The following is a 14,503-nucleotide window of genomic DNA, read 5'->3' on the forward strand; positions in this document are numbered from 1 at the left end:
AGGCTACACGTACGGAGCCGGAACTGGCCGCTATCTACCAGGCGCTAAACTTAGATCCGCTAGCAGGAGGAGTTATCAAGACATACGTATAAGCTTGATGTAACAGAAAAAATCAAATGTAGTGCCTTACGATCATTTTTTGCCTTGTAACATCATGATTGTTATGGTTTTTTAAAATATGATGTTAAAGATGGGTTAAGGAAAATCTGAGTAAGTAGCTACTTACTGTTGGTACAATGCTCACTTATTCAGACATTCCTGGGTGCGGCTTGTGACTGATCGCACGCACTTGCTCATATAATTCGCGCTTCTCATGGGAAAGATGCTCCGGTACTTTCAAACGAATCCGCAAATAGAGATCACCCAGCCGGTCACTCTTGAATACAGGCAATCCTTTTCCTTTCAGACGCAGTATTGCATCAGACTGCGTGCCTGCAGGCACCGTCACCTCGATTGCTCCATCCAAGGTATGCACCTTCAGCGTGGCGCCGAGCACCGCATCGGAGAGAGGAAGCGTCACCGTGTGCCACAAATCGAAATCAAAATTGAGTCCACCGAAAATATCCTCAAAATTAATCCCGCTGCACAGATCCTCGCGGCTGGTGCCGGCTACCCCGGCAAACCCCCGTGCATCATATTCAGCCCGCTTGGCAGGATCAGAAAGGATCGCATAAGCCTCGGCAATCTCCTTGAAACGTTCCTCCGCCCCAGGCTCCTTGTTGCGGTCCGGATGATACTTCAGCGCAAGGGTGCGAAACGCATCCTTGATTGATCGCCTTTTGATCGGCATTCCTGGCAACACCGAGCACTTCATAATAATCGCGTTGATCAGAAATAATATTTCTCCCGGTTGAGTTATCGTTATGAAGTCATTTTAGTTATTGGAAATACTTCTTCAAATTTTCTATGGATTGACTTCTGCCATTATGCAGCAACCCTATGTCATGATGAACATCATGTGCCGCTATTTTCCTATCGATCTGCGGGGAACCTTGGCTTCATGAATAAACGTCCGAGAGCGTTGTGGATGGCGCGACCAGTCGCGCCATCAGCGCCGGGATTGATCTCCAGATCCCTCAGAGTTTAGAAAAAGGGGCATTTACTTCATTACAACATCGCTTGACGATACTTTATCCAGAGCGCATTATTTTATTCCAGTGAGCAATCAAATCGATGGGGCTTTCCTTATGGAAAGATTTTTTATTGACAAGATTCTCCAGATTCACAACATAACTACCAGCATCTCGGAAGAACAATAGAGCTTCTAGTTTGATTTGTCTTCTTTTGGCCCCAAGGTCCAGCAACGGGGCAGAAAGAATGGCTGAATCGAAATCAAGAGGGAGATAATTGGATGGAAGTTGGAATGATTGGTCTTGGGCGTATGGGGAGCAATCTGGTCCGGCGCTTAACTAAAGGCGGCCACTCGTGCATCGTTTATGACGTCAATGCTGACGCTGTTAAGGCGCTTACGGGTCCGGGCATTCAGAACGCCGACTCGCTTGGTGATTTTGCCGCCAAACTCTCTCAACCGCGTGTGGTCTGGATAATGGTGCCCGCAGGCGTCACCGGCAAGACAGTTTCGGATCTGGCAGCGCTGCTTTCAGCCGGCGATATCATTATTGATGGAGGCAACAGTTATTATCGCGATGATCAAGTGCGCGCCAAAACGCTCAAGACACGCGGTATCCGCTACGTCGATTGTGGCACCAGCGGGGGTATATTCGGGCTTGAACGCGGATACTGCTTGATGATTGGTGGAGAAGATGACGTCATCCGGTATCTCGATCCAATTTTTAAAAGCATTGCGCCTGGTGTCGCGGCTGCACCACGCACGTTCGGTCGTGACGGCGCACCTGGCCCTGAAGAATATGGCTACCTGCACTGCGGTCCGGCTGGCGCGGGCCACTTCGTAAAAATGGTTCACAACGGCATTGAGTACGCCCTGATGGCGGCCTATGCCGAAGGACTCAATATTCTCAAGCACGCAGACATCGGTTTGCGTTCAAGGGCGCAGGACGCCGAGACCACTCCGCTACGTGATCCCGATGCATACCAATACCCCATCGACATCGGTAAAGTAGCCGAGGTATGGCGCCGAGGCAGTGTGGTCGCATCTTGGCTGCTGGATTTAACGGCGGCCGCGCTTGCCGAAGATTCTGAGCTTAAGCAATTTTCAGGGCGCGTATCGGATTCGGGTGAGGGACGCTGGACCACGCTCGCAGCTATCGATGAGGGTGTGCCGGCGCCGGTCATCAGCACCGCGTTATTCGGGCGTTTCGAGTCTCAAGGGGAGGCCGATTACGCCAATCGTATTCTCTCGGCGATGCGCAAACAGTTTGGTGGCCATGATGAAAAGCAAAAGGACGAGGCGTGATATGAGCGAATCTAACAGCGGCCTAACGCCATCCGATGCGCTCGTGTTTTTTGGTGCGACAGGCGACCTTGCGTACAAAAAGATATTCCCCTCGCTCTATGCGATGGTCAAGCGAGGCATGCTAAGGATTCCGATAGTCGGTGTTGGCTTTTCAGGCTGGAATCTAGCGCAACTGCGCGACCGGGCAAAAGACGGCATAAAACATTCCATTAAAAACGTCGATCCCAACGTCCTAAACCAATTGCTCTCGCTGTTGCGCTATGTGGACGGTGACTATAGAAATCCAGAGACATTTCAAGCGCTCAGGCAAGCGCTTGACGGCGTCTCGCATCCAGCCTTCTACCTGGCCATTTCCCCCGCCTTCTTCGCTGCAGTCATCAGGGATCTTGGTTCAGCCGGCTTGGCTGAGCACGCCCGCATCATTGTGGAAAAGCCTTTCGGCCGTGATCTGGCTTCGGCCCGCGAGCTTAATCACGCCGCGCATTTAGTTTTTCCGGAAACTTCGATCTTTCGCATCGATCACTTTCTTGGCAAGGAAGCCATTGAAAATATTCTCTATTTCCGATTCGCAAACTCTTTTTTGGAACCGATCTGGAATCGCAATTACGTGGAGAGCGTCCAGATTACCCTTTCGGAAGATTTTGGAGTAGAGGGTCGAGGCAGCTTCTACGACGGCGTCGGCTGTCTGCGCGACGTGGTTCAGAATCATCTCTTTCAGATAGTCGCTCTTTTAGCGATGGAGCCTCCTGCCGAACAAAATTTTGAAGCGCAGCGAAGCGAAAAAGCCAAGGTATTCCGGGCGATGCATCCGCTAAATCCGGAAGATCTGGTAAGAGGTCAGTTTGAAGGCTATCTTCAGGAACCGGGTGTCGCTAAGGGCTCCGACACAGAGACTTATTGCGCCCTACGGCTGTTCATTGATTCGTGGCGCTGGGCAGGTGTGCCGTGGTACCTGCGCTCAGGCAAATGCTTAGCCGAGAGTGCTGCAGAGATACTGGTCCAGTTCAAAGCCCCGCCCCAGAAATTGTTCGAAGATGCTTGGCCGGCGTCTGGCCGGGCTAATTATTTACGTTTCAAGTTATCTCCTTGTCCCGCTATTGCTCTCGCCGCACGTGTCAAGCGAGTGGGAGAGGAATTTATTGGCGATCAGAAAGAGCTTTATCTCCTCAATGCCCAGCCAGACGAGCAAGCCGCTTATGAACGCCTGTTAGGCGACGCATTAGCGGGTAATAGTGCACTTTTTATTCGACAGGATGCGGTAGAAGCTGCTTGGGCGGTTCTTGATCGGGTTCTGACGAAGCATCACCCGGTTTGCCTGTATAAACCCGGTAGCTGGGGACCGAATGAAGCTGATGTCCTTATTAAGAATTATGGAGGATGGCACAATCCTCAAGAGTTTGATCGTGCAACGGCTAGAGAAGCCCATTTATGAAGGATTTCTGGTAACGATCACGCCCGCTTGCGAACTGGATTGATGTTTTCCATCGCAATGCACACAGATTGGGCATACGGATACCCAGTGTTTTTTGAAAAATAAGAAAAACGTTCTGGAGAAGGTAAGCAGCTATGAAAATCATTCATGTGGGTGGAACACATACCAAGGAATTGCTAAGGTGTTAACCCGAATAGTTCATAAATTCGCGTGATGATCACGCAGTATTTTGATTAATAGGGAAGTTTTGAGAAGGAGGGGTGTAGTGATTCATACACCCGACTGAGCAAAATCTTTCTTATTAATCAAAAAACAAGTGAGGGCACGTGCCAATTTATGAACTATTCGGGTTAAGCGGATATGTGATGCCGCTCTGCGGGAAGAAGCTGAAATTTAACCTAAAATATGATGAGCGGCTTAGTCCTTCATTACAATTTATTCCCTTCCATCAAAGTGTCAAATAGTCTGGAAGCGGGTGTGCCAGTGGACGCGAGAAATTGATTGCATTCTACAAGGAAAGCGCATGACCAACGTTGAACTCGACCAGTTGTCTATCAATACCATCCGTACGCTGTCGATCGATGCCGTGCAAGCAGCCAATTCTGGCCATCCCGGTACAGCTATGGCGCTTGCCCCCCTTGTCTACACCCTCTGGAATCGCATCATGCAGTTCGATCCGCAGGATCCGATCTGGCCCAATCGAGACCGGTTCGTGCTGTCGAACGGGCACGCGTCGATGCTGTTGTGGTCCGTGCTGCACTTAACGGGTACACGCGCGGTCAATGCAGACTACGAGAGGCTGGGACAGCTTTCGGTGACACTGGAAGATATTCGCCGTTTCCGCCAGTTCGGTAGCAAAGCTCCGGGTCACCCTGAGTATCACTGGGTATCGGGAGTAGAGGTCACCACGGGGCCGCTCGGACAAGGTATAGCAACCAGCGTGGGTATGGCGATTGCCGGGAAGTGGCTCGCAAGCCGCTATAACCAGCCGGTTTTCAACCTCTTCGACTATAATATCTACACTATTTGTAGCGATGGAGACCTAATGGAAGGCGTAGGGTCAGAGGCTGCTTCATTGGCTGGCCATCTTGCCCTCGATAATCTCTGCTGGATCTACGACAACAACCGCATCACTATTGAAGGCAGCACCCAGCTTACGTTCACGGAGGATGTGGCGACGCGATTCCTCAGTTATCATTGGAGTGTCCTGCGATTGAGTGACGCAAACGACACCGAACAAATTGATCACGCCCTCAAGGTATTCCAGAAAACCAAAGGCCGGCCCACAATCATCATTCTCGACAGTCACATTGGCTACGGTTCGCCGAATCGACAGGATACCGCTGCAGCTCACGGTGAGCCGCTCGGTCCGGACGAAGTTCGCTTTACCAAACGTGCCTACGGCTGGCCTGAGGATGCGCAGTTCCTTGTGCCGGAAGGGGTGCGCGAGCATTTTGCTGCTGGCATTGGCGCGCGGGGAGCATCAGCGCATCGTGCATGGACAGCGCTGTTTGCTGATTATCGTGCCCAGTATCCTGAGCTCGCCATTGAAATCGATCAGATGCAGCGACGTGAATTGCCGGCCGACTGGGATCGCAACCTTCCAGTTTTTTCCAAGGATCCTAAGGGACTGGCAGGGCGGGAGACTTCGGGTAAAGTGCTGAACGTGCTGGCGCAAAACATTCCTTGGTTGATCGGCGGTTCTGCGGATCTTGGCCCGTCGACCAAAACCTTGTTGACTTATCCAGGTGCGGAAGATATCCAGGCCAAAACGCCGGGAGGTAAGAATCTACATTTCGGTATCCGCGAGCACGCCATGGGTGCGATCGTAAACGGGTTGTCGTTATCCAAGCTGCGGTCTTACGGCGCCACCTTCTTTATCTTTAGTGACTACGCGCGGCCTGCGATTCGCTTGTCGGCCCTGATGGAGTTGCCGACTATCTTTGTATTCACTCATGATGCCATGGGCGACGGAGAAGATGGTCCGACGCACCAACCGATCGAGCATCTTGCCTCTTTGCGCGCCATCCCTGGCCTGACGCTTTTGCGTCCTGGCGATGCCAACGAAGTAGTCGAAGCATACCGCGTCATTATGCAACTGCGCCACCGCCCGGCTGCCTTGGTGTTGTCGCGCCAAGCGCTTCCGACGTTGGACCGCAGTAAATATGCGCCAGCTTCTGGCGTGGCTCACGGGGCTTATGTACTCGCTGACGCGCCGGGCGGCAAGCCTGAGATTATACTGATCGCAACTGGCAGCGAGATCAGTCTTGCTGTGCAAGCCCATGAGCAGCTCATTTCTGAAGGCATCTTCTCCCGAGTTGTGTCCATGCCATCATGGGATATCTTTGAGCACCAAACGCAGGCATACCGTGACAGTGTACTGCCCTCCACAGTAAAGGCACGCATCGCGATTGAACAGGCATCCACCTTCGGTTGGGAACGCTATGTAGGCAATAGCGGCCGTATCGTAGGGATGCAGACCTTTGGCGCCTCAGCTCCCTTAAAAGAACTACAGAAAGAATTCGGCTTTGAGCCGGAACGAGTGGTGATGATCGCAAAAGAAATACTGGGAAAGACATAGCAAGATCTAACGATCGCTACTATCAAAAATAATTATTTCTGAGCTGTTTAAGGACAATGTTTGGGCCAGTTCTTTAGGCAGATAATAATTTACACCACGCATTCTTTTCACTCGGCTTCCGGATCGGGCTAAAAGAGGAGTTTAGGGTAATATCTCTAAATGCCATGGTTGGGATCTATGATCAGCGTAACCCGAATATTTCAAACAGTATTAATGAGCAAAATAGGCAAACATTTAGCTATCTGGTTACTGACTCTGGCTAGCCTCGCCATTATAACCGGCATCGGTCTCTATATATTTCGCGTCCCGCTGATAGCCTCGCTCATCAGTTATCAGTTACGCGAACAAAACATTCCGATGCCATCTCTTTCGGTGGTAGATATTTCGCTTAATAGCCTGTTATTACGCGACCTGACGATAGGTACCGCTAAGGAGCTGCATGCTGACAAGATTCATGTCTCCTGGCATTTGCGCGATCTGCTCGCAGGAACGGTAGACTCGGTTGAAATGAGTGGATTGCACATGGCGCTCGATCTGAGCGGGGAACGGCCTCCTTTGGGCTCACTGCAACCGCTGCTTTCCTCCGCTGGCGAAAATTCGAGTCCGATCCGGTTGCCTGCCATTTCATTCAGGGATTCGGCTATTCATGTGCGTTCAGCTTGGGGCGATGCGGTCATCGCGCTGACTGGCAATCTCGATCAAACTCGATCAGACACGCTCTTTATCGGCCTCGATGCTGAAATCACCGGCCCAGCGGGTCAGGCCAAAAGCACGCTTGCGGTCACTCTGGATGCCCAAGGAAATCTGCAGGGCAAGATGACTATTGCAGAAGGCAGGTTGAGTCTGCCCGAGGCGCAAATTTCCAGTTTCACGGGCGATGCAGCCTTCATGCTCGTGGCGAGGCGCCCGCAGCATATTAGTGCTGAATTCCTGCTAGCCGATATCCATCTGCCAGGGAGCGGCCAGGTAGAGCCACCATCCGAGCAAGTCTTTGAACAGGCCAGATTCAGTTTGCATATGGATGAATCAAATGCACGGTTAATCGGAAAATTACTGACTTCCGCTGATACACTCGTGGCAGAGTTAGATGTTACGGCGCGTTATTATCTCAATGCACCTGATATCAATCTCGTTTTCAATGCCAATAGCCCAGCCAGGCATTATCCCTGGCAATTGCTTGGCCTTGCTCAGCCCAGCGCAGGATCGGTAGTATTAGCGATGAAAATCAGCGGACAGACTCCTCCCTTCCAGGAGTTCCGCCACGATGGCCTGAATGGATTGAGCTGGCTGCAACACAGTACGCTGACCGGGCAAGCTCAGCTTGAACTGCAAGCGCTCAGCTTTCCACAAAAGGTAACTAATCTTAACGGCAAGCTTGGGCTTGATGGAGCCTTCGCCCAGGGTTCTGGCAAGCTTGATCTGCATGTTGATGCAGATCGGCTGATTGCCGGACAGTTGATTGCTCGCCGGGTTTCTATTGCCTTGCCGATGCAGATTCACCTCGATCATGACGTCTGGCGAATGGCGCTGCAAAAGGTGGGGCGGGCCACGCTCGATGCGATTGATCCAATCAATGCCGTTAGCCTTAAGGATCCTTTAAGCCTGTCTATTTCCCAGGCGGATATCGAGCTGGTGAAAAAGCCGCAAGGCCTGGTACTCAAACATCACCTCGCCGCAGCAGCAACAGCCTTCACGCTGCTGGTCGAGCAAGAAGAGGCGCAAGCGGTTGAAGCGCAAATTCATCCTGGGAAGATAACCTTGAGTGGAGGACTTGTTGCAGGTGAAGAATACCAAGGCCGGGGCGCCATCAAGGGTATGAGTCTCACCCTGCCGCAATTGCGCCTGCAGCTGACTAATATTGCGGCGGCGCTCCAGCTGGGCACAGGAACCGGCAAGATTGCTGACTTCACCATCGGCCAACTGCACCACCAAACATCCACACCCTATTTCGCCCCCCTTTCCGTTTCCGGCAGCATTCAATCCGTTCGGGGTCAATCCAGTGTGTATGCGATGGACGTCGCTGGCGGCACGCCGGGATTACGCTACCTGACACTCACTGGCAAGCTGGCGCTCGATAAGGGTGATGGCATGCTAAAGGTAGCAATTACTCCCTTAACCTTTGCAGCCGGCGGCCTGCAACCTAAAACACTTTTACCCGCTCTTGCCCAGTTGGAGGATGTGAGCGGCATGGTCAGCGCCCGTGCTCAATTCGAATGGTCCAGGGAAGGCATGCGCAGCAGCGGCGTAGTTGATCTCGATCATGTATCATTTGTGCATCCAACCACCAAAATCAGCAATCTGAATGCGACGCTGAGTTTAAATGACTTGTTGTCACCCAGCAGCCCATCGCGGCAGACGCTCACCATTCAGCGCATCGATCCCGGTATTCCCCTGGAAAGACTGGTGGTTTTCTACCAAATTGAAGGCTCCCCGCCTCGAATCGCCCTCGAGAAAGCAGATCTCTTCCTGCTCGGAGGGAGCGTGTCCTTAGGACCTGCCATCATCGATCCAGCTTCTGCCCGCACCGATTTTGTGATACGCGTGGATGATATTGATCTCGAGGTTCTGTTCGATCAGATTCAGGTAGAAGGATTGACGGGAAATGGTCGTGTCAGTGGCAGTATTCCGGTTACGTTTGAAGGCAGTCAGATCACCATACGAAACAGCCATCTCGTGGCGGAAGCACCCGGCGTGCTGCACTTCCAATCTGACAAAGCCTCGCAACTGTTAGCTGGCGCAGGCAAAGAAATGGATTGGCTACTTCAGGCGCTGCAGGATTTTCACTATAGCGAACTGTCCCTAAAACTGGATAAGTCCGCAGCGCATGACTTGGTGGCCACCCTCTCCCTGCTGGGAAATAATCCCAATGTTAAAGAGGGGCAGATGTTTCGCTTGAATCTCAATCTTGAAAGTAATATTGGCGAGATTCTGCAGGCTATTGGTCAAGGCTACAGGCTATCCAGCGAAGTGTTGCGCGACCTATTCAGATTACATTAAGCTGTATTCCGCTAAATTGTATATGCTGTTATGCTCATTAGCCGATTCCAGCAGAAATCCCGCTCGGGGAGGCCATCAGAAAAGGAGTGCAACCGTGCACAAAACTCATCGAACCAAAGAGATTCCATCGGTTATAGGATTATGGATGCTTTGCTGCCTGGCACTTGCTGCCTGCACCCCGACGGTCGAAGTCAAAGCACCCCAAGAGCCCATCACCATTAACCTTAATGTCAAGCTGGATGCCGATATACGCGTAAAGCTTGAAGAAGAGGCGAAAAAAGACATTGAAGCCAATCCGAATGTTTTCTAGTGTCCAAATTAGATCGATAAGGAGAACATCATGCTGCGTATGCCAAGCATTCTAAAAACACAATCCCTGCTAGGAATTATTAGCACTGTTCTGCTGATACTGTCACTCTATGGAGCACCGGCATGGGCCGATAATCTTGAACAGCTGCGTGCCTCAGGCGCGATAGGTGAAAGCTATAGCGGCTATGTGGTTGCCAGAAATCCTGGCGCTCAAGCAGAGGCTAATGCCATTAATGCCCAGCGTAGAGCGATTTATCAGGAAAAGGCTGCGGCACAAGGTGTAAGCGTCGATCAAGTTGGCAAAGTTTATGCCGTGGAAATATTCAAGAAAATTCCTGCTGGTACCTGGATTCAAAACAATAATGGGCAGTGGGTACAGAAATGATGACGATAACGGGTAAGCCCATGATCAACATGAAGGGGTAACGAGGCGCGTGACGAGATAGGGTTTGGGCGTTTATTTTCCCCATCTCCATCAGTATAATCCTGCCTGGCTAAATACTAATTTTTATCACTCTTTGGCGAGGCGGTCATGCTGCTGTGGTTTGTTATTTTCTACCTGATGGTTTCCGTGGGCATTGGCCTCTATGCTGCCACGCGCGTGCACAGCGCTAAGGACTTTGCGGTTGCTGGTCGCTCGCTGCCGTTGCATGTCGTGACCGCTACGGTGTTTGCCACCTGGTTTGGTGCCGAGGCGGTGTTCGGCGTACCGGCCACTTTCGTCAAAGAAGGCTTAACCGGTGTAGCCGCTGACCCGTTTGGTTCCTCGATGTGCCTGGTCATCGCCGGCATCCTTTTCTCGCGCTACCTCTACCGGCTCAATATTCTCACGCTCGGCGACTTTTACCGCATGCGTTATAACCGCACGGTCGAAGTGCTCACCTCGCTTTGTATCGTTGCGGCCTACCTGGGTTGGGTCGCAGCGCAGATCAAAGCGCTCGGCTTAATCTTTTACGTCGTCACCGATGGTGCGGTCAGTCAGGAAACAGGCATGATACTCGGCACCGCTATCGTGCTCACCTATACAACTTTCGGTGGCATGTTCTCTGTGGCGATCCTGGATTTTGTGCAGATGTTTGTATCAATGAGCGGCCTGCTTTTTATCGCCTGGATTATCAGCGGCAAAGTCAGCGGGGGGGCCACGGCGGTTATTGATCATGCCAGCCTGGCAGGTAAGCTCAATTTTTTTCCGGAAATGGATCCATTGAAGTGGATTGCCTTTCTCGGCGCCTGGGTTACGATGATGCTCGGCTCCATTCCGCAGCAGGATGTGTTTCAACGCATTACCTCGGCAAAGAGTGCTCATGTTGCCCTGTGGGGCTCGATACTGGGTGGATCGATTTATTTCTGTTTTACCTTTGTGCCGATGTTCATTGCCTATTCTGCAACCATGATCGACCCAGAATTATTTTCAAAATTGCTGGAAGAGGATTCCCAGTTGTTACTGCCGACACTGGTATTGCAGCACACGCCACTGGTTGCCCAGGTGCTGTTTTTCGGTGCAGTGATATCAGCGATCATGAGTTGTTCGTCCGCAACATTGCTCGCGCCATCCGTTACTTTTGCTGAAAATGTGATCCGTGGTTTTTGGCCGAAAATGGGTGATCACCAGTTCCTTTGGGTTATGCGGGCAACGCTGGTGGGTTTTGGAAGTATCGTGCTCGCGTTCGCGCTGAATTCTGAATCTTCTATTTTTGAAATGGTGGAAAGCGCTTACAAGGTCACACTTGCCGGTGCATTCGTGCCACTGCTTTGTGGCATATTTTGGAAGCGGGCCACCACTCAGGGTGCGCTAGCGGCTATTCTCGGTGGCTTGCTCTCCTGGCTCATGATCGAAACCCTGATCGGTGAAGAAAGTCTGATACCGCCACAATTAATCGGGCTTGGCATTTCCGCATTGGGCATGATCGCCGGTTCATTGCTGCCACAGTGGATCGGCCACAAAATACCTGGTCGCCCCTTGCACGAATTGCAGCATCACGCGGCTATGGAAACGCATCACGTTACATCGCGCTAGCTTTTGTCATCGAACTTCCTGCTACGATTAGAGCCAGCGCGGCAGTCAGATTACATGGCTGTTTTTTTCAATTTAAATTCCTCAATTGAAATTTATGGTGAGAACAGCTAAAACCTAATACTGTAAACGGTTTATGGCTAAAAATATTAACTGCTCCTCAGTTGCCATATACAAGCTGAAAGCAAGGTATGGCAGCACTTTCAGATGATTTTGATTGTCTCATTAAAATCTCACCCAACTGGTGATGCTAAGAATCCCCCAAAACCTTAATCTACAGGATTCTTGAACGATTAAGAGACCTCAATTGAGCAAAATAGGATAAAGGTTTTTCCGGAACGATCTACCAAGTAATGACCGTGGACTGTGTTAAGCAGGTGTTGGAATGATAGCGGAAAGCTGGTCTTACGAACTCCGCAACATAAACAGTATGGCCGGACTGAATCCGGCCATACGATAATAAGCAATAAAAGAGATGTTGGATGCTCTGCTACTGTTTCTTCACAGGCTCCATCAAGCTCATTATTCTATGACGTTCAGAGAGCCAGGCAGGTGGATGTTTTTAGGATGGAGCTGACACCAAATAGTAAAGGCACCAGCTTTATCAGCTACAAAAGAGATAGTCTTGGTTTCTCCTGCTTTGATTACTTCTTGAATTCCATATTCATCAATGGAAAATCCTTCGCTGATAGGAGATTTGTTTTCTACGGTAATTTTTACAGTGGTTCCTTTGTGGACGGTCAGTGTCTCAGGCTCATTGAGAACATTAAAAGCGCGAATGTTCTTCACTGTCACGCCTTCGATGTTAAGCTCAGGAATAGTGGTGTCATAAGCGTTAACAATGACCTTGAAGTTTTGTTCCGCTGCTTGAGCAGTGCCTGCTAGCAACAATCCAATAGCAAAACTCATGCACAATGTTTTGGTTATTTTCATCTTTACTTCCCTCCATTAAAATTTATGGTTTATTTAGTGAAATTAGCGCTTACACTTTTTGACGGTACCTACATTACCAGTACCTTAGTCAACAGAATAAACTCCCCTGTATACCAGTCTGATCATCCAAGGGGTTATTCGTTGTTAGAATTGAACTTTTGTTCATGTTTTTCTAAAGACTTGCCTTTTTCTTTTAATACCTAGTATCGGCATGATACTTTAGATGGGATGATCAAGGATGTCAATATCCAGTCTCTTCCAATATGAAATGAGCAATTAGATTCTGAGTTGGTCATTATGCGAGGCATGGTGATCGATATGGATGAAGCGAGTCATGGGGTCAGCGAGTCATGGGGTCAGGTCTAGAATAGATGTATACTTAATATCATAAAATATAGACCTGTCCCCAGCAATGTGAAATTGACTGATGTTACCGAAGAACAAGTGCGGTGGGCAATCGATCGTCTCAATCACCGACCACGCAAAGTACTTGGATTTAGAACTCCGCATGAGGTATTCTTCGGAGTGTCGGTAAGTTACACTAAACAGCCATCAAAAGTTGCACTTCGAATTTGAGTCCACGTTTCATTAATTGCGTGGGATATTGCATCTTTTCAAATTCTAATTTTGGTCAGTAATCAATGAAAATTATTGCCTGGAACCTCAACCACCGTACCAGGAAGAAGAAGGTTCCCTCTGCAGTCATTACATTCTTATCGGAGTATCGGCCGGATCTGGTCGTTCTGTGTGAGTTTGTTGATTCACCCAAGCAAGAGCAGTTTTATTCTGATGCGAGAGCCATTGGCTATGAGCATTCAGCGATTTCAAAGAGCTCCCCTAATCAAAATCAAGTGCTGATCTTCTCACGACTGCCGTTAATTGTGGGAGACATAGTAGCCCCAAAAACAACGGAGGCGGCTGAAACAAACTTTCTTCATGTCATCTTGCCAGAGCAGGGAATTGAGGTTGTTGGATTGAGAGCTCCTGCCTATACGAAACAGGTAGAGAAGGCGAATTATTGGAAGGAAGTGGCAACCATCGCCGCACAACATGCTGAGCGCAGTATCATTTTCCTAGGTGACCTTAACTACGACCCGTTCAAAGGAAAATCCCCGGCCATGAAGCATTTATCCTTTGCGTTTGGCAATAAGTATTCATTGCCCAACCCACAAGGAGAGTGGAGCTACGTTTCAGCCTGCGGCACTCGTACATCCAGAATTGATCATGCCATTATATCCTCCACACTCCGGGTTTCTGATGTTCGTTACTTGAACCAGTGGCGCGAGATTCAGCTTGCCGGCCCACGCAACACGTCTTCGGTTACTGACCATGCGGTCCTATCTCTGTTGGTTACGCGGAGTATCGATGCTTAACTATGTGTTCCAGCTGAAGTTCCTGCCGCCGCTTTCACGCCTTTAGAGTCACGGCTGAATGCAGGTGTTAATAATCACGTAGGGGATCAAATGAAGGGATGGGTAATAGCTGTTGTTGTTATCTCAATAGTAGTGGCTGTCAGTAAAATATAGACCTGCCCCCAACAATGCTGTAGACCTGTCCTCCACAATGCTGATTCATTTAGCGCATCTCTCGCCAAATAGATATATCGACTATCAGATGCCTATGGAGTCATGGGGTCACCCATTAGCCGTCCTAAGTCAAGAGCACGAACAAAATACTCGCCATTCGGCGATAAAATAACAAACGATAACACCATTGTTGAACGTTTTTTTGCTGAAATTGCTCGTGCCCTTTGCTTCAAATTATGGTGATGTCATTAATCGCACCAGTCACCCATCAGGATCAAGTGAAAACAAACCAGCTGCACCAGTTGTTTTCACCCTGGCAGCCAAGCCGCCCCAGAAG

Annotated in this window: 10 protein-coding genes; 8 read left to right on the forward strand and 2 right to left on the reverse strand. The window is 50.0% G+C overall.

Annotated features, from left to right (window positions below; genetic code table 11):
* Positions 1-244 precede the first annotated feature (244 nt).
* Positions 245-790, reverse strand: a complete 546-nt coding sequence (locus BLP80_RS12700) for a DnaJ domain-containing protein (RefSeq protein ID WP_256325091.1) — start codon at positions 788-790, stop codon at positions 245-247.
* Between the two features lie 561 nt (positions 791-1,351).
* Here BLP80_RS12700 and gnd point away from each other — a divergent pair.
* The 7 genes from gnd (at position 1,352) to BLP80_RS12735 (ending at position 11,710) form a co-directional block, all read left to right on the forward strand.
* Positions 1,352-2,374, forward strand: a complete 1,023-nt coding sequence (gene gnd, locus BLP80_RS12705; protein ID WP_090543808.1) for a phosphogluconate dehydrogenase (NAD(+)-dependent, decarboxylating) — start codon at positions 1,352-1,354, stop codon at positions 2,372-2,374.
* Positions 2,349-3,806 carry a glucose-6-phosphate dehydrogenase gene (gene zwf / locus BLP80_RS12710; RefSeq protein ID WP_371128829.1) on the forward strand — a complete coding sequence of 486 codons (1,458 nt, stop codon included), beginning with the start codon at positions 2,349-2,351 and terminating at the stop codon, positions 3,804-3,806. The genes gnd and zwf overlap by 26 nt, the downstream gene beginning before the upstream one ends.
* A 547-nt stretch (positions 3,807-4,353) precedes the next feature.
* On the forward strand, positions 4,354-6,387 hold the full coding sequence (gene tkt / locus BLP80_RS12715; RefSeq protein WP_256325092.1) for a transketolase: 2,034 nt from the start codon (positions 4,354-4,356) through the stop codon (positions 6,385-6,387).
* 213 nt (positions 6,388-6,600) lie between these two features.
* Complete coding sequence (locus BLP80_RS12720; RefSeq protein WP_176754368.1) at positions 6,601-9,384, forward strand: intermembrane phospholipid transport protein YdbH family protein; 2,784 nt, start codon at positions 6,601-6,603, stop codon at positions 9,382-9,384.
* A 94-nt stretch (positions 9,385-9,478) separates the two neighbouring features.
* Positions 9,479-9,694 (forward strand): YnbE family lipoprotein, encoded by a 216-nt coding sequence (locus tag BLP80_RS12725; protein ID WP_256325093.1) that lies wholly within the window; start codon positions 9,479-9,481, stop codon positions 9,692-9,694.
* A 30-nt stretch (positions 9,695-9,724) separates the two neighbouring features.
* Positions 9,725-10,078, forward strand: a complete 354-nt coding sequence (locus BLP80_RS12730; protein ID WP_090543817.1) for a YdbL family probable chaperone protein — start codon at positions 9,725-9,727, stop codon at positions 10,076-10,078.
* A gap of 147 nt (positions 10,079-10,225) precedes the next feature.
* Positions 10,226-11,710: a high affinity choline transporter 1 gene (locus BLP80_RS12735; protein WP_090543819.1), complete on the forward strand. Its 1,485-nt coding sequence runs from the start codon at positions 10,226-10,228 to the stop codon at positions 11,708-11,710.
* Positions 11,711-12,229: 519 nt separating this feature from the next.
* On the opposite strand, the gene BLP80_RS12740 is transcribed toward BLP80_RS12735, so the two are convergent.
* A complete protein-coding gene (locus BLP80_RS12740; RefSeq protein WP_090543821.1) occupies positions 12,230-12,640 on the reverse strand; it encodes a nitrosocyanin in 411 nt (136 codons plus the stop codon).
* 641 nt (positions 12,641-13,281) lie between these two features.
* Between BLP80_RS12740 and BLP80_RS12745 the strand changes: the two genes are divergently transcribed.
* On the forward strand, positions 13,282-14,013 hold the full coding sequence (locus tag BLP80_RS12745) for an endonuclease/exonuclease/phosphatase family protein (protein WP_090543823.1): 732 nt from the start codon (positions 13,282-13,284) through the stop codon (positions 14,011-14,013).
* Positions 14,014-14,503: the final 490 nt, after the last annotated feature.

The organism is Nitrosomonas sp. Nm132, from assembly GCF_900100485.1.
Taxonomy (GTDB): domain Bacteria; phylum Pseudomonadota; class Gammaproteobacteria; order Burkholderiales; family Nitrosomonadaceae; genus Nitrosomonas.